The 18,412-nt window shown below is 53.3% G+C and carries 20 protein-coding genes; 16 read left to right on the plus strand and 4 right to left on the minus strand.

Annotated features, from left to right (window positions below):
- Positions 1 to 371: 371 nt before the first annotated feature.
- A complete protein-coding gene (locus NL510_RS22845; RefSeq protein ID WP_366518929.1) occupies positions 372 to 647 on the minus strand; it encodes a phage holin family protein in 276 nt (91 codons plus the stop codon).
- Positions 634 to 1,008, minus strand: coding sequence for a putative holin (locus NL510_RS05555; RefSeq protein WP_253382305.1), 375 nt, complete (start codon positions 1,006 to 1,008; stop codon positions 634 to 636). The genes NL510_RS22845 and NL510_RS05555 overlap by 14 nt, the downstream gene beginning before the upstream one ends.
- 435 nt (positions 1,009 to 1,443) lie before the next feature.
- Between NL510_RS05555 and NL510_RS05560 the strand changes: the two genes are divergently transcribed.
- A complete protein-coding gene (locus tag NL510_RS05560) occupies positions 1,444 to 2,295 on the plus strand; it encodes a LysR family transcriptional regulator (RefSeq protein ID WP_253382307.1) in 852 nt (283 codons plus the stop codon).
- Positions 2,296 to 2,599: 304 nt separating this feature from the next.
- Complete coding sequence (gene queE / locus NL510_RS05565; RefSeq protein WP_253382309.1) at positions 2,600 to 3,271, plus strand: 7-carboxy-7-deazaguanine synthase QueE; 672 nt, start codon at positions 2,600 to 2,602, stop codon at positions 3,269 to 3,271.
- Positions 3,272 to 3,327: 56 nt separating this feature from the next.
- On the opposite strand, the gene queD is transcribed toward queE, so the two are convergent.
- The gene (queD, locus tag NL510_RS05570; RefSeq protein WP_253382311.1) at positions 3,328 to 3,693 is read right to left on the minus strand and encodes a 6-carboxytetrahydropterin synthase QueD; all 366 of its coding nucleotides are present in this window, start codon (positions 3,691 to 3,693) and stop codon (positions 3,328 to 3,330) included.
- 305 nt (positions 3,694 to 3,998) lie between these two features.
- Between queD and cysJ the strand changes: the two genes are divergently transcribed.
- Genes cysJ through cysH form a run of 3 tightly spaced genes read left to right on the plus strand, consistent with a single transcriptional unit; the run spans position 3,999 to position 8,266 of the window.
- Positions 3,999 to 5,804 (plus strand): NADPH-dependent assimilatory sulfite reductase flavoprotein subunit, encoded by a 1,806-nt coding sequence (gene cysJ / locus NL510_RS05575; RefSeq protein WP_253382313.1) that lies wholly within the window; start codon positions 3,999 to 4,001, stop codon positions 5,802 to 5,804.
- Positions 5,804 to 7,516 carry an assimilatory sulfite reductase (NADPH) hemoprotein subunit gene (cysI, locus tag NL510_RS05580; protein WP_253382315.1) on the plus strand — a complete coding sequence of 571 codons (1,713 nt, stop codon included), beginning with the start codon at positions 5,804 to 5,806 and terminating at the stop codon, positions 7,514 to 7,516. Before cysJ ends, cysI begins: the two co-directional genes overlap by 1 nt.
- 15 nt (positions 7,517 to 7,531) lie before the next feature.
- On the plus strand, positions 7,532 to 8,266 hold the full coding sequence (cysH, locus tag NL510_RS05585; protein ID WP_253382317.1) for a phosphoadenosine phosphosulfate reductase: 735 nt from the start codon (positions 7,532 to 7,534) through the stop codon (positions 8,264 to 8,266).
- 74 nt (positions 8,267 to 8,340) lie between these two features.
- Here cysH and NL510_RS05590 read toward each other — a convergent pair whose 3' ends face one another.
- Complete coding sequence (locus NL510_RS05590) at positions 8,341 to 9,384, minus strand: aminopeptidase (RefSeq protein ID WP_253382319.1); 1,044 nt, start codon at positions 9,382 to 9,384, stop codon at positions 8,341 to 8,343.
- A 237-nt stretch (positions 9,385 to 9,621) separates the two neighbouring features.
- Here NL510_RS05590 and cysG point away from each other — a divergent pair, with 237 nt between their 5' ends.
- The 11 genes from cysG (at position 9,622) to NL510_RS05645 (ending at position 18,329) form a co-directional block, all read left to right on the plus strand.
- Positions 9,622 to 10,980, plus strand: a complete 1,359-nt coding sequence (gene cysG, locus NL510_RS05595; RefSeq protein WP_436299048.1) for a siroheme synthase CysG — start codon at positions 9,622 to 9,624, stop codon at positions 10,978 to 10,980.
- Between the two features lie 9 nt (positions 10,981 to 10,989).
- Positions 10,990 to 11,898, plus strand: a complete 909-nt coding sequence (gene cysD, locus NL510_RS05600) for a sulfate adenylyltransferase subunit CysD (RefSeq protein ID WP_253382321.1) — start codon at positions 10,990 to 10,992, stop codon at positions 11,896 to 11,898.
- Positions 11,899 to 11,907: 9 nt separating this feature from the next.
- Positions 11,908 to 13,332: a sulfate adenylyltransferase subunit CysN gene (cysN, locus tag NL510_RS05605; protein ID WP_253382323.1), complete on the plus strand. Its 1,425-nt coding sequence runs from the start codon at positions 11,908 to 11,910 to the stop codon at positions 13,330 to 13,332.
- Positions 13,332 to 13,937, plus strand: a complete 606-nt coding sequence (gene cysC, locus NL510_RS05610) for an adenylyl-sulfate kinase (RefSeq protein WP_253382325.1) — start codon at positions 13,332 to 13,334, stop codon at positions 13,935 to 13,937. Before cysN ends, cysC begins: the two co-directional genes overlap by 1 nt.
- A gap of 57 nt (positions 13,938 to 13,994) precedes the next feature.
- Positions 13,995 to 14,321: a DUF3561 family protein gene (locus NL510_RS05615; RefSeq protein WP_253382327.1), complete on the plus strand. Its 327-nt coding sequence runs from the start codon at positions 13,995 to 13,997 to the stop codon at positions 14,319 to 14,321.
- 79 nt (positions 14,322 to 14,400) lie between these two features.
- Complete coding sequence (ftsB, locus tag NL510_RS05620; protein WP_003862095.1) at positions 14,401 to 14,712, plus strand: cell division protein FtsB; 312 nt, start codon at positions 14,401 to 14,403, stop codon at positions 14,710 to 14,712.
- Between the two features lie 19 nt (positions 14,713 to 14,731).
- Positions 14,732 to 15,442, plus strand: coding sequence for a 2-C-methyl-D-erythritol 4-phosphate cytidylyltransferase (gene ispD / locus NL510_RS05625; RefSeq protein WP_253382329.1), 711 nt, complete (start codon positions 14,732 to 14,734; stop codon positions 15,440 to 15,442).
- Positions 15,442 to 15,921: a 2-C-methyl-D-erythritol 2,4-cyclodiphosphate synthase gene (gene ispF, locus NL510_RS05630; RefSeq protein WP_253382331.1), complete on the plus strand. Its 480-nt coding sequence runs from the start codon at positions 15,442 to 15,444 to the stop codon at positions 15,919 to 15,921. The genes ispD and ispF overlap by 1 nt, the downstream gene beginning before the upstream one ends.
- Entirely contained in the window at positions 15,918 to 16,967 is a 1,050-nt protein-coding gene (gene truD, locus NL510_RS05635) for a tRNA pseudouridine(13) synthase TruD (RefSeq protein WP_253382333.1), read from the plus strand. The genes ispF and truD overlap by 4 nt, the downstream gene beginning before the upstream one ends.
- Positions 16,948 to 17,709 (plus strand): 5'/3'-nucleotidase SurE, encoded by a 762-nt coding sequence (gene surE, locus NL510_RS05640; protein WP_253382335.1) that lies wholly within the window; start codon positions 16,948 to 16,950, stop codon positions 17,707 to 17,709. Before truD ends, surE begins: the two co-directional genes overlap by 20 nt.
- The gene (locus tag NL510_RS05645) at positions 17,703 to 18,329 is read left to right on the plus strand and encodes a protein-L-isoaspartate(D-aspartate) O-methyltransferase (protein WP_253382337.1); all 627 of its coding nucleotides are present in this window, start codon (positions 17,703 to 17,705) and stop codon (positions 18,327 to 18,329) included. The genes surE and NL510_RS05645 overlap by 7 nt, the downstream gene beginning before the upstream one ends.
- The last annotated feature ends 83 nt before the right edge of the window (positions 18,330 to 18,412 follow it).

An 18,412-nucleotide genomic window follows, 5' to 3' on the forward strand; every position in this document is an offset into this window, starting at 1 on the left:
TCGGCTTTGTTTCCGTTCAACCCTCAGTCCGAAGCCCTGATGGGTACATCATTATCCTCGCCGTGGTTGATTAACCGGGCGCCATAGTTTTACTCCGATGCAACAATAGTGCAGACGCTCTGGGTCAATGCTGTTAATTTGCCAGGCTGCAGTAAATGCCGTGTCTGTTGCCTTTCAAAACTATAAGCCAGCAGAAATAAGGGTCAGGAGAATCAACGCCTTCAGGTGAATCTGATTGGTAGCATTCCTGCCAGATGTCGGCAAACAACGTCTGCCACGTTGGACCGCTTTTATTTATCTGTCATGATTACTTCCTCATCTTCATGTCCGTCAAGCGGGAATTGGGGATAAACTGCTCAGTCAGTAAAGGATTATCTCTTTTTAAAGAGTTTTGCAATATTCCCTGAAGAATAAAAAATGGCAATACAGAGAATAATGTTAATAACCACCTCGGAGCTTTCGGCTAATCTGTAATAACCGAGGATAAGGCTGACAATCAACATCATGCAGGATGTCAATAAAAGCCATGCAATGAAGGAGATCAGTGGCTTAAACCGTGAACCGTTATTTTTCCATGTGATAATACGCACCATAATGAGTAGGCAGGACAGCATATTAATAATGCAAAGCGGATTAGCGATTTTCATTGTTTGAACGTTCCTTCTCGTTAGTGTTTACCATTTTCCCGGAAATTTTTTTATTAAATCCCATCAGCAGACGTACGGCAGTTACGGCGGTAACAGTAGCGCCAATCGCCGGGGGGATATTCACTGTGATATCGAGATAGCGGGATAGTAGCGTGGATAATACCGAGGCTGTGCAATCTGATGAAATAGTACCGATGATCATAGATGCTGAAAATAAAGCCAGTCTTGCCCAGAGCGTAAATTCATTTATAGATATTACAAAGATTACGCTGCCAGAAAAAGCGCCCACCAATACCCAGGGGGAGTGGTGGGCTAAAAGCAGGTGCAGCGAAGTGGCCGCTTTAGTTAATAAAGGTGACATACTGTTCTCTCCAAATCAGGACTGACTGGATTGAACCATTCTGATGTGAATTCGGTGTGCAAAAAATGAACGCATTCATGCGAATTATGATTGTGCGGCGAAGCGTAGACCCTTAAAATAGTTAAGCCTCGAAATTCAAAGGGGCGGGTGGCATCATGGGACAAGCGCAAGCGATGGGTTAAGCTATTATAAATACATAGCTTAATTAAGCCTTTTTTATTTGTTATATCCCTCAAGCTTTAGCAAAAACGCTGCGAAAATAGTTCTCATTTTGTTAATTGTTTCTGTAATTGTTTGAAAATGATCATTTTTTTACTCAATATGCATTGCATAATCATAACGCTTTGAAAAAGATCGTTTTTTTCTAATAAGTAACATCGATTTTATAAGATTTATGCTAGATTAAATCGGTACCGTAAACGGATGGGATAGTTTATGTTTATTTCAAAAAAAATGCGCTACTTCATTGTAATAATGGAAAAAAAGAGCTTTAGCAGCGCGGCAGAAGCGTTGTATATCACCCGCTCTCCTCTGAGCAAGATGATCACAGAGATTGAGACTTTTTTGGGCGGTAAGTTGTTTGAGCGTAAGCATAATGTACTTGAACCCACACCACTTGCCTGGGAAATCTACTTTAAGTGCAAGCCGCTCTACGATAAACTGTGTGCCTTAACCAGTGAATACAGTCAAAAAAATGATGCATGTTTTCCTGAAGTCGTATTTGATATAACGGTGCCAGATAATTTTTATAAAACGTTGAAAATGATTTCAGAGTCAGAATCGCAGAACATATTCTTTAAACGAAAGGTGCTTTCTTATGATGAGATTTTGACACTGAAAGAGAATCAGAGTAACTGGTTGGTGTCATTTCGGGATCTTGGCGCCTGTGCTGGCGTGAATAAAGAGCAATGGGAAGGCAGCGATCTCGTACTGCTTTATTCGCAAGCGCATTATCGTGAAACGCAGCAATATCCTCCACTGTATATCTGGAAAGAAAACCAGACAGAGTTTCTTAAAGAGCGCTTCACCTATGCCGTAAAGGATGTCCTGCCTGAACCTCGTTTTATTGAACACAATTACGATATCCCTACACTGCTGTATTTAGTCAAAGAAGGGAAAGGGATGGTGCTATTCTCCCATAAAATTGCTGCAATGTATAAATTAGAGGGGGTCAACATGCTAACCATTAAAAACTACCATAGTAAATGGTATGTATATTCCTGTGCCACGAGCAGTACAGTGCATCAGTTAGCGGACTTCAAAAAAATCTTAAATAAATTTTTATAATGGCGTCAATGTAAAGTTACCAGCCTGTTTTAACTGACTGGTAACACAATAATCTTACTGTTAAGTTGCTAAACAATTTTTTATTTTTAATTACGCTTTTTTTGTAATATATAAATGTTTTTGTTACTCCATTGATATGTTATTTGAATAATTTATCGATCTTAAGTAAGGCAAACAGGAAAATAGGGTATAAAAGTCTCCTGTGGTTTTTTTCACCCTATTTTCCTCTCAAAGCACCGATGGAGCATGATCCGCAGGCGGGGATCTGCGATACTTACCCATTATTCCCTTAACAGAGTTGACTATGCAGTACCCGATTAACGAAATGTTCCAGACCCTACAAGGCGAGGGTTACTTTACCGGCGTTCCCGCTATCTTTATCCGTTTGCAGGGATGCCCGGTTGGCTGTGCCTGGTGTGATACCAAACATACGTGGGATAAACTTGCAGATCGGGAAGTGTCGCTGTTTAGCATTCTGGCGAAAACCAAAGAGAGCGATAAGTGGGGGGCTGGGGGGGCAGAAGATTTGCTGGCCATCATTGGCCGCCAGGGATGGACCGCGCGTCACGTGGTGATCACCGGCGGTGAACCCTGCATCCACGATCTGATGCCGCTGACCGAGCTGCTCGAAAAAAACGGCTTTAGCTGCCAGATTGAAACCAGCGGTACCCATGAAGTGCGCTGCTCTCATACTACCTGGGTAACGGTATCGCCAAAAGTGAATATGCGCGGCGGCTATGATGTACTGTCCCAGGCACTCGAACGTGCGGATGAAATTAAACATCCGGTAGGCCGCGTGCGCGATATTGAAGCACTGGATGAACTGCTGGCGACATTGAGCGATGAAAAGCAGCGCGTCATTGCCCTCCAGCCCATCAGCCAGAAAGACGATGCCACTCGTCTGTGCATTGAAACCTGTATCGCCCGTAACTGGCGTCTTTCAATGCAAACGCACAAGTATCTGAATATTGCCTAAAAAATAAGCCCGGTGGCGTTAACGCTTACCGGGCTTATCCGCTTTAGCCATTGAGATCATTCCCCGCGATATACGCAGCCTGCGGTGCAGGTCTCTTTGATAGTCACTGCGCTTAGCAGCGGTACCAGCGGCTTCATCTGATCCCAAATCCATTTTGCCAGCACTTCGCTAGTCGGGTTTTCAAGGCCCGGAATGTCATTCAGATAGTAGTGATCAAGACGGTCATAAGTGGGCTTGAAGGCGGCCTTCAGCTCGGCGAAATCCATGATCCAACCCGTATAGGGATCGACTTCACCGGTTATCTCAAGACGCACCATAAACGAGTGTCCGTGCAGGCGGCCACATTTATGCCCTTCAGGAACGTGCGGAAGACGATGGGCGGCTTCGAAGATGAAATCTTTAAACAGTGTGGTGGACATCATGAACTCTCAAATAATGCGGAAAAAACCGCCACATAGTACCGGAAAGTCCATTTTTTATCATTAACTAAAACAGACTTTACCATTGCCTTAACAAAAAGGGCAATTTTCTGCATTTTTTTAAGTTATATTTCAAAGGATTAGTTAATCGTTTTTATCGTTAAGATCGACAACTAAAACAGGTTAGTTCATTTGGTTATTTATTATTTCCATCCCTTCTTTAATTGTTATTATCACCGCCGTTAACCTTATCTTCAGTTTGGATTTATTCGCTTAAAGTCCGCTTTGCTACTGGAACATAACGACGCATGACAACACAGGCCTCCCCTTCAAATTTGCTTCCCCTCAACCCGGAGCAACTGGCGCGCCTTCAGGCGGCCACCACCGATTTCTCACCCACTCAGCTTGCCTGGGTGTCCGGCTATTTCTGGGGAATGCTCAACCAGCAGCCGGGGGCTATCGCAGCAGCGCCCGCCGCAGCGGCTGAAATTCCTGCCATTACGCTTATCTCCGCCTCGCAAACTGGCAACGCCCGCCGCGTGGCAGAGGCGCTGCGTGACGATCTGCTTGCCGCCAAACTGAACGTGAATCTGGTGAACGCCGGGGATTATAAATTCAAACAAATCGCGTCAGAAAAACTGCTGGTAGTCGTGGCCTCCACGCAGGGTGAAGGTGAGCCCGCTGAAGAAGCGGTTGCGCTGCATAAGTTTTTATTCTCGAAAAAAGCGCCCAAACTGGAAGGAACCGCGTTTGCGGTGTTCGGCCTGGGGGATACGTCCTACGAATTCTTCTGCCAGTCCGGGAAAGATTTTGACAGCAAACTGGCGGAGCTGGGCGGTGAGCGCCTGCTGGACCGCGTTGATGCGGATGTAGAATACCAGCCTGCCGCCGCCGAATGGCGGGCGCGCATTGTTGATGTACTGAAAGCGCGCGTTCCGCAAGAGGCGCCTGCGCAAGCCGCCATCACCGCAACGGGTACCGTGAATGATATCCACACCAGCCCGTACACTAAAGAGGCGCCGCTGACGGCGACCCTCGCCGTGAATCAGAAGATCACCGGGCGCGACTCAGAGAAAGACGTTCGCCATATCGAAATCGATCTGGGTGATTCCGGTCTGCGCTATCAGCCGGGGGATGCGCTGGGCGTCTGGTATCAGAACGATCCTGTCCTGGTCAAAGAGCTGGTCGAGCTGCTGTGGTTAACAGGCGATGAGCCGGTCATCGTGGAAGGTAAAACGCAGCCGCTCTCTGAAGCGTTGCAGTGGCATTTCGAGCTAACGGTAAACACTGCCCATATCGTAGAGCATTACGCCACCTTAACGCGCAGCGAATCCTTGCTGCCGCTGGTGGGTGATAAAGCGAAGTTGCAGCATTACGCCGCCGCCACGCCGATTGTCGATATGGTGCGGTTCTCGCCGGCACAGCTGGACGCCGATGCGCTTATTGGCCTGCTGCGTCCATTGACGCCGCGTCTGTACTCCATCGCCTCTTCGCAGGCTGAGGTGGAGAGCGAAGTGCACGTCACCGTGGGTGTGGTGCGTTATGACATTGAAGGCCGTGCGCGTGCCGGTGGGGCATCCAGTTTCCTCTCTGACCGTGTAGAAGAAGAGGGCGAAGTGCGCGTCTTTATCGAACATAATGACAACTTCCGTCTGCCAGAGAACCCGCAAACGCCGGTCATCATGATTGGTCCTGGCACCGGTATCGCGCCGTTCCGTTCATTTATGCAGCAGCGTGCGGCTGAGGACGCGCCGGGCAAAAACTGGCTATTCTTTGGTAACCCGCACTTCACCGAAGATTTCCTCTACCAGGTTGAGTGGCAGCGCTATATCAAAGAGGGCGTGCTCTTGCGTATCGATCTGGCCTGGTCCCGTGACCAAAAAGAAAAAGTCTACGTACAAGATAAACTGCGCGAACAGGGCGCAGAGCTGTGGCGCTGGATCAATGACGGCGCCCATATTTATGTCTGCGGCGACGCCAATCGCATGGCGAAAGACGTTGAGCAGGCTTTGCTGGACGTGATTGCCGAATTCGGTGGTATGGATGCCGAAACGGCGGATGAATTTTTAAGTGAGCTGCGCGTAGAGCGCCGTTATCAGCGAGATGTCTACTAATGAGCGAAAAACATCCTGGCCCACTGGTGGTCGAAGGCAAACTGACGGATGCCGAACGCATGAAGGTAGAGAGTAACTACCTGCGTGGTACCATTGCCGAAGATTTGAATGACGGCCTGACCGGCGGTTTCAAAGGCGATAACTTTTTGCTGATCCGTTTCCACGGCATGTATCAGCAGGACGACCGCGACATCCGCGCCGAGCGCGCCGAGCAGAAGCTGGAGCCGCGTCACGCGATGCTGCTGCGCTGCCGTCTGCCGGGTGGGGTGATCACCACCAAACAGTGGCAGGCGATCGATAAATTCGCCGCCGATAACACGATTTACGGCAGTATCCGTCTGACCAACCGTCAGACCTTCCAGTTTCACGGCATTCTGAAGAAGAACGTCAAGCCGGTACACCAGATGCTGCACTCCGTTGGGCTGGACGCGCTGGCGACCGCCAACGACATGAACCGTAACGTGCTCTGCACCTCGAACCCGTATGAGTCCGAGCTGCATGCAGAGGCCTACGAGTGGGCGAAGAAGATCTCTGAGCATTTACTGCCGCGCACCCGCGCTTATGCGGAGATCTGGCTCGATCAGCAAAAAGTCGCCACCACTGACGAAGAACCGATCCTCGGCCAGACCTATCTGCCGCGTAAGTTTAAAACCACGGTGGTGATCCCGCCGCAGAACGATATCGATCTGCACGCTAACGATATGAACTTCGTGGCGATTGCGGAAAATGGCAAGCTGGTCGGCTTTAACCTGCTGGTGGGCGGCGGTCTCTCCATTGAGCACGGTAATAAGAAAACCTACGCCCGTACCGCGAGCGAGTTCGGCTACCTGCCGCTTGAACACACGCTGGCCGTGGCGGAAGCGGTGGTGACAACCCAGCGTGACTGGGGTAACCGTACCGATCGTAAAAACGCGAAAACCAAGTACACCCTGGAACGGGTAGGCATAGAGACGTTCAAAGAAGAAGTAGAGCGTCGCGCAGGTATCAAATTTGAACCGATCCGCCCTTACACATTCACCGGCCGTGGCGATCGTATTGGCTGGGTGAAGGGTATCGACAATAAATGGCACCTGACGCTGTTTATCGAAAACGGTCGTATTCTTGATTATCCGGGCCGTCCGCTGAAAACGGGTCTGCTGGAAATAGCTAAGATCCATAAAGGCGAGTTTCGTATTACCGCCAACCAGAACCTGATCGTCGCCGGTGTGGCGAATAGCCAAAAGGCGCAGATTGAGAAACTGGCGCGCGATCATGGATTGATGGAAGCGGTCAAACCGCAGCGTGAAAACTCAATGGCCTGCGTGTCGTTCCCCACCTGCCCGCTGGCGATGGCGGAAGCCGAACGTTTCCTGCCGTCGTTTACTGACAAAGTGGAAGCGATTCTGGAAAAACACGGTATGCCTGAAGAGCATATAGTGATGCGCGTGACTGGCTGTCCGAACGGCTGTGGCCGCGCGATGCTGGCCGAGCTGGGTCTGGTTGGTAAAGCGCCCGGCCGCTACAACGTGCATCTTGGCGGCAATCGTATGGGAACCCGTATTCCGCGAATGTATCGCGAAAACATCACAGAGCCGGAAATTCTCGCTTCCATTGACGAACTGGTCGGGCGCTGGGCGAAAGAGCGCGAAGCGGACGAAGGTTTCGGTGACTTTACGGTGCGTGCGGGCATTATTCGCCCGGTGCTGGATCCCGCAAGAGATTTCTGGGAGTAACCATGAGAGGTAATTATGTCCGTACTCGATCTAAACGCCCTTAACGATCTGCCAAAAGTTGAGCGCATTCTGGCGCTGGCAGAAACCAACGCTCACCTGGAAACGCTGGACGCCGAAGGGCGTGTGGCGTGGGCGCTGGAAAACCTGCCGGGTGACTACATGCTCTCGTCGAGTTTTGGTATTCAGGCGGCGGTCAGTTTGCATCTGGTGAATCAGATCCGCCCGGACATTCCGGTGATTCTAACCGATACCGGCTACCTGTTCCCGGAAACCTACCAGTTCATCGACGAACTAAAGGACACGCTCAACCTGAACCTGAAGGTTTACCGGGCAACGGAAAGCGCGGCCTGGCAGGAAGCACGCTATGGCAAACTCTGGGAGCAGGGCGTTGAGGGCATTGAAAAATACAATGAGATCAACAAAGTCGAGCCGATGAACCGGGCGTTAAAAGATCTGAATACACAGACCTGGTTTGCTGGCCTGCGTCGCGAGCAGTCCGGTAGTCGGGCTACGCTGCCAGTGCTGGCGGTGCAGCGCGGGGTGTTTAAAGTGCTGCCGATAATTGACTGGGACAACCGAAAGATTTACCAGTATCTGCAAAAACACGGGCTGAAATACCATCCGCTATGGGATCAGGGCTATCTGTCGGTGGGCGATACCCACACCACCCGTAAATGGGAACCGGGAATGGCGGAAGAGGAGACGCGGTTCTTTGGGCTTAAGCGCGAGTGCGGGCTCCACGAAGGGTAATGTCTTTACCGCTTACCCCGGACCGTACACCCCTGTGGGGAGAGAGAGGCCGGGGTGAGGGAAGAATTACCGCACTACGCTTTCCCCGCTTTCGCCAGCTCTTTCACCAGCGGCAACATCACTTTCACCACATCACGGCTGCGGTGCTCAATCCTTTGCGGGAGCGTGCTATCAATGTGCTGCTGATTATCCAGTCTCACATCGTGCCAGCTTGTCCCGTCCGGAAACGCTTTTGATTTGGCGCGCTGCTGATAGCCATCTTTTTTACCCAGACCCCAGTTAGTTGCCTCGACGTACAGCACCGGAATGCCCGCTTTGTCGAATACTTCGCCATCGTTACAGCAGCCCGTCCCTTGGGGATAATCCGGGTTAGTACCGGGATTGGTTGTTGCATACACCCCATGGCTGCGGGCAATCGCCAGCGCCCGGTCTCTCGTAAGCTTACGCACGCTGCCCGGCGTGTTCTGACCGCTATTGAAATAGAGCTTGTCGCCCACGATCAGGTTATCAAGATTGATAACCAGCAGCGTATTTTTCTTCTCTTCAGCGCTCATACGCTTGAGGAGATCCTTTGCGCCGAGTTGTCCCTCTTCCTCACCGCTGGTGGCGACGAAACGAATACCGTACCTGGTTGGGATATTTTTCATGCGTTCGGCCAGTTCGAGCATCACCCCTACACCCGCCGCGTTATCGTCAATTCCCTGAAGCGTCAGCCCACCGAGATTATTATCGGTGTCGGTATCGCTCATCGGGGCGAAGGTATCCAGATGCGCCATGATGATAATCTGCTGGGCTGATTTACCTTCGTGCGCGGCGATAACGGTACTCCCCGTCACGTTGTGCCAGTTTTTGGTCTTATTACGCGATGTATAGATATAGCGGCTGTGGAAGGCGCGGATATCGCTCTGGTAACCCATATCCGCAAACTGCTGGCGAATATAGTCTGCAGAGAGCATTTCGGCTGGCGTACCGGTCATGCGGCCAGGAAAGAGCGTAGCAATATGCCGCGCCTGCTGCGTGGCGAATTCACCATACGGTTGATTTTTTGCCTGAGCCGGTAGGATAAAGCAAACGCCGATTGCCAGGGCTGCAATTCGGTGGCGCATTGCGCAAAACATAGTGAGTCCTTAAAAAAAGAGCAAATTTTTAACCCGCATAGTATGAAACTGTGATCGTGCTTACACAATTTGATTCGCGCTTAACCGCCCGAAATTTCGCGTGTTAAGCACTTTTTGATATTTGCTTTTTCAGCGCGTTATTCCATTGAGTAACTACTCATTCCAATTCGTAATTTCATTCGCTATGAGCAGCCCCCTATAGTCCCATTATTCCTGGTTGTTAGTGAGTTGTTGCTTGTGGACTATCTGCCGCTGTTTGCTGCGATTAAAGAGAGAGCTGTGCTAGTGGTGGGGGCGGGTGAAACTGCCGATCGCAAAATCGCCTTCCTGCAACGTGCAGGCGCCCGGGTGCAGGTCGTCAGCGAAGCCGATTTCGTGGAATCGCAAATCGACAGCGTGGTGCTGGTGATTGCCGCAACCGAAAACCGTGAGCTCAACCGCCGGGTTTCTGACGCCGCGCAGGCGCGTCATCGCCTGGTGAACGTGGTAGACGATCAACCGCTGTGCTCTTTTATCTTTCCGTCGATTGTCGACCGCACTCCGCTGCTGGTGGCGATCTCTTCCGGCGGTACCGCGCCGGTGCTGGCACGCGTGTTGCGGGAAAAAATTGAAGCGCTGCTGCCAACAAGCCTCGGGCGCATGGCTGAAAAAGCCAGCTACTGGCGCAATCACCTAAAAACGCGGTTGACCAGCGTCACTGAACGGCGTCGCTTCTGGGAGCGTGTCTTCCGTGGCCGCTTCGCCAGCCTGATGCAGGCCGGTAATGAAACGGCAGCGCAGAAAATCCTTGAAGACGAGCTGGATAACCCCGGTAGTACCCGCGGCGAGATAATTCTCGTCGGGGCAGGGCCAGGCGATGCTGGTTTGTTGACGCTGCGCGGTCTGCAGGTACTTCAGGATGCGGACGTCGTGTTCTATGACCATCTGGTTACCGACGGCGTACGGGAGCTTATCCGTCGCGACGCGGAGCAAATCTGCGTCGGCAAACGGGCGGGCGAACACTCCGTGGCGCAGCATGACACCAATCAAATGCTGGTTGCCGCAGCAAAAGCGGGGAAAACCGTAGTGCGTCTGAAAGGTGGCGATCCTTTTATCTTTGGTCGTGGTGGTGAAGAGCTGCAGGCGGCAGCCGACGCGGGTGTCCCGTTCCAGGTGGTACCAGGCATCACGGCCGCCTCGGCGGTAACGGCTTATGCCGGTATTCCGCTCACCCATCGCGATTACGCCCAGAGCGTGACCTTTGTGACCGGCCACTATAAGGCTGAAAGTACGCCGTTTGACTGGTCGCTGCTTGCCCAAAGCCGACAAACGCTGGCGATTTATATGGGCACGATGAAAGCTGCGGACATCAGCGAACAACTGATTCAACACGGCCGCGATGCGACGACGCCGGTTGCCGTGATCTCCCGCGGTACGCGCGTCGATCAGCATGTCGCCATCGGCACCTTACATGAGCTTGCACACCTTGCGAAAGATGCGCCCATGCCCGCCCTGATCGTGGTGGGAGAAGTGGTGCAACTGCACAGCACGCTCGCCTGGTTTCAACATACAACAGACGCGGAAGGCTTTGGTTCTTCTGTGGTGACTCTGGCTTAAGGAACGGTTATGGACCAAAAACGACTGACTCACCTGCGGCAACTCGAAGCGGAAAGTATCCATATTATCCGCGAAGTGGCTGCCGAGTTCTCTAACCCGGTGATGATGTATTCCATCGGCAAAGATTCCAGCGTGATGCTGCATCTGGCGCGAAAAGCATTTTATCCGGGGACGCTGCCGTTTCCGCTGCTGCACGTGGACACCGGCTGGAAATTCCGCGAAATGTACGAATTCCGCGACCGTACCGCGAAAGCTTACGGCTGCGAACTGCTGGTGCATAAAAACCCGGAAGGGGTGGCGATGGGCATCAATCCGTTTGTGCACGGCAGCGCCAAACACACCGATATCATGAAAACCGAAGGGCTGAAGCAGGCGCTGAACAAATACGGTTTTGATGCGGCCTTCGGCGGCGCGCGCCGTGACGAAGAAAAATCCCGTGCTAAGGAGCGCATCTACTCCTTCCGCGACCGCTTCCACCGTTGGGACCCGAAAAACCAGCGCCCGGAACTGTGGCATAACTACAACGGCCAGATAAATAAAGGCGAAAGCATTCGCGTCTTCCCGCTCTCCAACTGGACCGAGCTGGATATCTGGCAGTACATCTATCTGGAAAACATCGAGATCGTTCCGCTGTATCTGGCGGCTGAACGTCCGGTGCTGGAGCGTGACGGCATGTTGATGATGATCGATGACGATCGCATTGACCTGCAGCCGGGAGAAGTTATCAAAAAACAGATGGTGCGTTTCCGCACCCTCGGCTGCTGGCCGTTGACTGGCGCGGTGGAATCCAGCGCGCAGACGCTGCCTGCGATCATCGAAGAGATGCTGGTGTCGACCACCAGCGAGCGACAGGGTCGCATGATAGACCGCGACCAGGCAGGCTCCATGGAGCTGAAGAAACGTCAGGGTTATTTCTAAGGAGCCGCCATGAACACGACTATTGCCCAACAAATTGCCGATGAAGGCGGTGTTGAAGCCTACCTGCACGCGCAACAGCACAAAAGCCTGCTGCGTTTCCTGACCTGCGGCAGCGTCGATGACGGGAAAAGCACTCTGATTGGCCGTCTGCTGCATGACACGCGACAGATTTACGAGGACCAGCTTTCTTCCCTGCACAATGACAGTAAGCGTCACGGCACTCAGGGCGAAAAGCTCGACCTGGCGCTGCTGGTCGATGGCCTGCAGGCGGAGCGCGAGCAGGGTATTACCATTGATGTGGCCTATCGCTACTTCTCCACCGAGAAGCGCAAATTTATTATTGCCGACACCCCGGGGCATGAGCAGTACACCCGTAACATGGCGACGGGCGCCTCTACCTGTGAGCTGGCGATCCTGCTGATCGACGCCCGTAAGGGCGTGCTGGATCAAACCCGTCGCCACAGCTTTATCGCTACGCTGCTGGGGATCAAACATCTGGTGGTGGCGGTAAACAAAATGGATCTGGTGAACTTCAGCGAAGACAAGTTCGATGAGATCCGCCAGAGTTACCTGACCTTTGCCGAACAGCTGCCGGGCAACCTGGATATCCGCTTTGTGCCGCTCTCCGCGCTGGAAGGCGATAACGTGGCGTCCCAGAGCGCTAATCTGCCGTGGTACAGCGGCCCGACGCTGCTGGAAGTGCTGGAAACCGTGGAGATCCAGCGCGTGGTTGAGACTCAGCCGATGCGTTTCCCGGTGCAGTACGTTAACCGTCCGAACCTCGATTTTCGCGGTTTCTCCGGCACCCTTGCGTCTGGCTCGATGAGTGTCGGGCAGCGTGTGAAAGTGCTGCCATCCGGCGTGGAATCTGCCATTGCCCGCATTGTCACCTTTGATGGCGATCTTCAGGACGCGGGCGCAGGGGAAGCCGTGACGCTGGTGCTAAAAGATGAAATTGATATCAGCCGGGGCGACCTGCTGGTGGATGCCCATGAAACGCTGGCCGCAGTGCAGGGCGCAGCCGTGGATGTGGTGTGGATGGCCGAGCAGCCGCTTTCAGCAGGGCAAAGCTACGACATCAAAATCGCGGGTAAGAAAACCCGTGCCCGCGTGGATGGCATTCAGTTCCAGGTGGATATCAACAATCTGACCCAGCGTGACGTTGCCGAACTGCCGCTGAACGGTATTGGCCTGGTGGATCTGACCTTCGATGAACCCCTGGTGCTGGACCCGTACCAGCAGAACCCGGTCACGGGTGGGATGATCTTTATCGACAGGCTGACTAACGTCACCGTAGGTGCAGGCATGGTCCGTAAGCCAAACGAACGGGCGGCAACCGTTTCTGAATTCAGCGCCTTTGAGCTGGAGCTGAACGCGCTGGTTTGCAAACACTTCCCGCACTGGGGCGCGCGCGATCTGTTGGGAGGCAAGTAATGGCCGCTCATGATGAGAACGTCGTCTGGCATCCTCATCCGGTGACCGTCACGGCACGTGAGCAACTTCACGGCCATCGCGGCGTGGTGCTGTGGTTTACCGGGCTGTCTGGCTCCGGTAAATCCACCGTCGCGGGCGCGCTGGAAGAGGCGTTACATCAGCAAGGGGTAAGCACTTACCTACTGGATGGAGATAACGTGCGCCACGGCCTGTGCAGCGATTTAGGCTTTAGCGACGACGACCGCAAAGAGAACATTCGCCGGGTAGGCGAAGTCGCCAGCCTGATGGCGGATGCCGGGCTGGTGGTGCTGACCGCGTTTATCTCGCCTCACCGCGCCGAGCGCCAGATGGTGCGTGAACGCGTCGGGCACGATCGTTTTATCGAAGTGTTCGTGGACACCCCGCTGGCGATCTGTGAAGCACGCGACCCGAAAGGACTCTATAAAAAAGCGCGTGCGGGCGAGTTGCAAAACTTTACCGGCATTGACGCGGTGTACGAAGCGCCTGTATCCCCGGAAATTCACCTGGAAGGTGAACAATTGGTAACAAATTTAGTAAGCCAATTATTAGACCTGCTCAGGCAGGACGATATCATCAGATCCTGAGGCGGTATCGTTCGGGGATATTCACCCGAGCGATGAGTCATGCTCACAGGATTAGCTATGCGCAACAGTGAAAACTACATTATTACTACCGGGTCGGAGCCGCTAACTCCTGACGACGAGACGACCTGGTCCCTCCCGGGGGCCATTGTCGGCTTCGTCTCGTGGTTACTAGCGTTAGGCATTCCTTTTCTGCTCTACGGCGGTAACACGCTGTTCTTCTTCCTCTACACCTGGCCCTTCTTCCTGGCGTTGATGCCCGTAGCGATTGTGATTGGTATTGCGCTGCATTCCCTTTTTAATGGCAGACTTTTGTACAGTACGGTGATCACTATCCTCACCGTTGTGATCATCTTTGGACTGCTGTTTTTATGGTTGATGGGCTAACCTACGACATAATTAAAACCCCAGAGTAGAGTCCAATGAAAAGTTATGGGATGATGAAGCCGTTTTTTCAGGGGGCAGGATGGGTAAACTAACGCTGCTGTTGCTGGCTTTGCTGGTCTGGCTGCAATATTCGCTGTGGTTCGGTAAGAACGGGCTGCACGACTATAGCCGGGTGAGTGATGACGTAGCGGCTCAGCAGGCAACAAATGCCAAACTTAAGGCGCGTAACGATCAACTTTTTGCTGAAATTGATGACCTCAATGGCGGCCAGGAGGCGATTGAAGAACGTGCACGCAATGAACTCAGTATGACTAAGCCGGGCGAAACCTTTTATCGTCTGGTTCCGGATGCGTCTAAACGCAATCAGGGCTCAGCACAAAACAATCGATAATCAGGCCCAGGATTACGACATGGCAGTAACTTTTTCGGACGTATGCGCCGTGGTGCCGGCCGCAGGTTTTGGTCGGCGCATGCAGACAAAATGTCCCAAGCAGTACCTCTATATTGGCTATAAAACGATCCTTGAACACTCTGTGGCGGCGCTGTTGGCGCATCCCCGGGTAACGCACGTCGTGATTGCCATAAGCCCGGGTGATGAACGTTTCGCGCAACTGTCGCTGGCGAACCATCCGCAGATAACCGTTGTGGATGGGGGCGCCGAGCGTGCCGACTCCGTGCTGGCAGGTATTCAGGCCGCCAAAGGCGCACAGTGGGTGCTGGTACATGACGCGGCGCGCCCTTGCCTGCATCAGGACGACCTTACGCGTCTGCTTGCCCTTAGTGAAACCAGCTCAGTGGGCGGTATTCTGGCCTCTGCGGTGCGCGATACTATGAAGCGTGCTGAGCCGGGCAGGCAGAGCATCGCTCACACCGTGGATCGCGTCGATCTCTGGCACGCGCTGACGCCACAATTTTTCCCCCGTGAACTCCTCCACGACTGCTTAACGCGCGCTCTCAGAGAGGGGGCAATCATTACGGACGAAGCTTCCGCGCTGGAGTATTGCGGTTATCACCCTGTGCTGGTTGAAGGACGTGCTGACAACATAAAAGTGACGCGCCCGGAAGATTTACAGCTTGCGAAATTTTATCTTACCCACCCTGACTGTAAGGAAAAAGATTAATGCGTATAGGACATGGTTTTGATGTACACGCCTTTGGCGGAGAAGGCCCTATTGTGATTTGCGGCGTTCGGATCCCCTATGAAAAGGGGCTGATCGCGCATTCTGACGGCGATGTGGCGCTGCATGCGCTAACCGACGCGCTACTGGGCGCCGCCGCGCTGGGTGATATTGGCAAGCTTTTCCCGGATACCGATCCGGCATTTAAAGGTGCAGACAGCCGCGGGCTGCTGCGTGAAGCCTGGCGCCGTATTCAGGCCAAAGGGTATACCCTCGGCAACGTTGATGTGACGATCATCGCTCAGGCACCTAAAATGATGCCGCATATTCCGCAGATGCGCATATTTATTGCCGAAGATCTGGGTTGCCATATGGACGATGTCAACGTGAAAGCCACCACCACCGAAAAGCTCGGTTTTACCGGCCGTGGCGAAGGCATTGCCTGTGAAGCGGTAGCGCTACTGGTGAAGGCGGATAAATGACAGCGTTCGACTGCCTGACCTACCTGCACGGTAAACCACAAGGTCAGGGCTTGCTCAAAGCCAGCCCGGAAGATTTTGTGGTTATAGAAGATTTAGGATTTGAGCCAGACGGTGAAGGCGAACATATTCTTATCCGTATTCTGAAAAACGGTTGCAACACTCGGTTTGTGGCTGAAGCGCTGGCAAAATTCCTGAAAATTCACCCCCGTGAAGTGAGTTTCGCCGGGCAGAAGGACAAACATGCCGTTACCGAACAGTGGATCTGCGCCCGGGTGCCAGGCAATGCAATGCCGGATTTAAGCAAGTTTGAGCTTGAAGGCTGCAAAGTGCTGGAGTACGCCCGGCATAAGCGCAAATTGCGTTTGGGGGCGTTGAATGGCAATAATTTCACGCTGGTACTGCGTGACGTGACCGATCGCGTGGATGTTGAACATCGACTCAATGCCCTCTGCGCGCAGGGCGTACCGAACTATTTCGGTGCGCAACGCTTCGGTATCGGTAACAGCAACCTGCAGGGCGCATTGCGTTGGGCACAAAGCAATGCCCCGGTGCGTGACCGGAATAAACGCAGTTTTTGGTTGTCGGCGGCCCGCAGCGCGTTGTTTAATCAGATTGTGAGCGAAAGACTGAAAAAACCAGACGCGAATCAAGTTGTTGTCGGCGATGCGCTACAATTAGCGGGGCGCGGTAGCTGGTTTGTGGCAACGGCCGAAGAACTGGCCGATGTGCAGTCGCGCGTAGACGCCAAAAGCCTGATGATCACCGCCGCGTTGCCCGGCACGGGCGACTGGGGAACGTTGGGGGACGCGCTGGCTGCGGAGCAGGCAGCCGTGGCTGATGCACAAGAATTACTATCATTGCTGGTACGGGAAAAAGTTGAAGCAGCACGCCGCGCGATGCTGCTCTATCCGCAACAGCTGAGCTGGAACTGGTGGGATGACGTTACCGTTGAGTTACGCTTCTGGCTACCGGCAGGTAGCTTTGCCACCAGTGTCGTGAGGGAACTTATCAACACGCCGGGTGATTATGCGAATATTGCTGAGTAACGATGACGGGATCCATGCGCCAGGCATTCAGACGCTGGCACAACACCTTCGTGAATTTGCGGATGTGCAGGTCGTGGCTCCCGATCGTAACCGCAGTGGGGCGTCTAACTCTTTGACGCTGGAGTCGTCGCTTCGCACGCTAACCTTTGACAATGGCGATATTGCCGTACAGATGGGCACGCCGACCGACTGCGTATTTCTGGGCGTGAATGCGTTAATGCGTCCGCGCCCGGATATTGTCGTCTCCGGAATCAATGCCGGGCCAAATCTCGGCGACGACGTGATCTATTCCGGCACCGTGGCGGCCGCCATGGAAGGGCGTCACCTTGGTTTCCCCGCGCTGGCGGTATCCTTAAATGGTCATCAGCATTACGATACGGCGGCGGCGGTAACCTGTTCCATTCTTCGCGGGCTTGCTCGCGAACCGCTGCGTACCGGACGCATCCTCAATATCAATGTGCCGGACCTCCCGTTGAGTGAAATTAAAGGCATCCGCGTAACGCGCTGTGGTAGCCGTCATCCGGCCGATCAGGTTATCCCTCAGCAGGATCCGCGTGGCAACACGCTTTACTGGATTGGCCCTCCTGGCGAAAAATGTGACGCCGGGCCGGATACAGATTTCGCCGCCGTTGACGAAGGGTACGTTTCCGTAACGCCGCTGCACGTGGATTTGACCGCCTACAGCGCGCATGACGTGGTGTCTGGATGGCTGGATCGTGCTGGAGTGAACACGCAATGGTAAGTAAACGTGTACAAACTCTTCTGGAACAACTCCGCGCTCAGGGGATCACTGACGAGCGCGTGCTGGAGGCCCTCGCCCAGGTTCCCCGCGAAAAGTTTGTAGACGAGGCGTTTGAACATAAAGCGTGGGAAAACGTCGCTTTGCCGATTGGCCAGGGGCAAACTATCTCCCAGCCTTACATGGTGGCGCGCATGACCGAGCTGCTGGAGCTTACGCCAGAATCTCGCGTGCTGGAAATTGGCACCGGGTCGGGGTATCAAACCGCGATCCTGGCGCATCTGGTTCACCACGTTTGCTCAGTCGAGCGAATTAAAGGTTTACAGTGGCAGGCGCGTCGCCGCCTGAAACAGCTTGATTTACATAATGTTTCGACCCGTCACGGTGATGGCTGGCAGGGCTGGAAGGCGCGAGCCCCGTTTGATGCCATTATTGTGACGGCCGCACCGCTTGAAATCCCGGCAGCGCTGTTGTCGCAGATGGATGAAGGCGGCATTCTCGTCCTGCCTGTTGGCGATGAACATCAGCTCTTAAAGCGTGTTCGTCGGCGTGGCGGCGAGTTTATTATCGATACCGTTGAAGCCGTGCGCTTTGTGCCTCTGGTTAAGGGAGAGTTGGCCTGAGACTCGGAATTTTCCAGGATTATTAAGGTAAATTCAGCGTATGGTGAGGCGCGAAAGGTTCGTGCCGTTACGGTTATTTTAAG

It is taken from the genome of unidentified bacterial endosymbiont, from assembly GCF_918797525.1.
GTDB lineage: Bacteria > Pseudomonadota > Gammaproteobacteria > Enterobacterales > Enterobacteriaceae > Enterobacter.

Coding starts and splice junctions, on each gene's coding strand:
- NL510_RS22845 (WP_366518929.1), bottom strand. CDS start 647: ATGAAAATCGCTAATCCGCTTTGCATTATTAATATGCTGTCCTGCCTA.
- NL510_RS05555 (WP_253382305.1), bottom strand. CDS start 1,008: ATGTCACCTTTATTAACTAAAGCGGCCACTTCGCTGCACCTGCTTTTA.
- NL510_RS05560 (WP_253382307.1), top strand. CDS start 1,444: ATGTTTATTTCAAAAAAAATGCGCTACTTCATTGTAATAATGGAAAAA.
- queE (WP_253382309.1), top strand. CDS start 2,600: ATGCAGTACCCGATTAACGAAATGTTCCAGACCCTACAAGGCGAGGGT.
- queD (WP_253382311.1), bottom strand. CDS start 3,693: ATGATGTCCACCACACTGTTTAAAGATTTCATCTTCGAAGCCGCCCAT.
- cysJ (WP_253382313.1), top strand. CDS start 3,999: ATGACAACACAGGCCTCCCCTTCAAATTTGCTTCCCCTCAACCCGGAG.
- cysI (WP_253382315.1), top strand. CDS start 5,804: ATGAGCGAAAAACATCCTGGCCCACTGGTGGTCGAAGGCAAACTGACG.
- cysH (WP_253382317.1), top strand. CDS start 7,532: ATGTCCGTACTCGATCTAAACGCCCTTAACGATCTGCCAAAAGTTGAG.
- NL510_RS05590 (WP_253382319.1), bottom strand. CDS start 9,384: ATGTTTTGCGCAATGCGCCACCGAATTGCAGCCCTGGCAATCGGCGTT.
- cysD (WP_253382321.1), top strand. CDS start 10,990: ATGGACCAAAAACGACTGACTCACCTGCGGCAACTCGAAGCGGAAAGT.
- cysN (WP_253382323.1), top strand. CDS start 11,908: ATGAACACGACTATTGCCCAACAAATTGCCGATGAAGGCGGTGTTGAA.
- cysC (WP_253382325.1), top strand. CDS start 13,332: ATGGCCGCTCATGATGAGAACGTCGTCTGGCATCCTCATCCGGTGACC.
- NL510_RS05615 (WP_253382327.1), top strand. CDS start 13,995: ATGCGCAACAGTGAAAACTACATTATTACTACCGGGTCGGAGCCGCTA.
- ftsB (WP_003862095.1), top strand. CDS start 14,401: ATGGGTAAACTAACGCTGCTGTTGCTGGCTTTGCTGGTCTGGCTGCAA.
- ispD (WP_253382329.1), top strand. CDS start 14,732: ATGGCAGTAACTTTTTCGGACGTATGCGCCGTGGTGCCGGCCGCAGGT.
- ispF (WP_253382331.1), top strand. CDS start 15,442: ATGCGTATAGGACATGGTTTTGATGTACACGCCTTTGGCGGAGAAGGC.
- truD (WP_253382333.1), top strand. CDS start 15,918: ATGACAGCGTTCGACTGCCTGACCTACCTGCACGGTAAACCACAAGGT.
- surE (WP_253382335.1), top strand. CDS start 16,948: ATGCGAATATTGCTGAGTAACGATGACGGGATCCATGCGCCAGGCATT.
- NL510_RS05645 (WP_253382337.1), top strand. CDS start 17,703: ATGGTAAGTAAACGTGTACAAACTCTTCTGGAACAACTCCGCGCTCAG.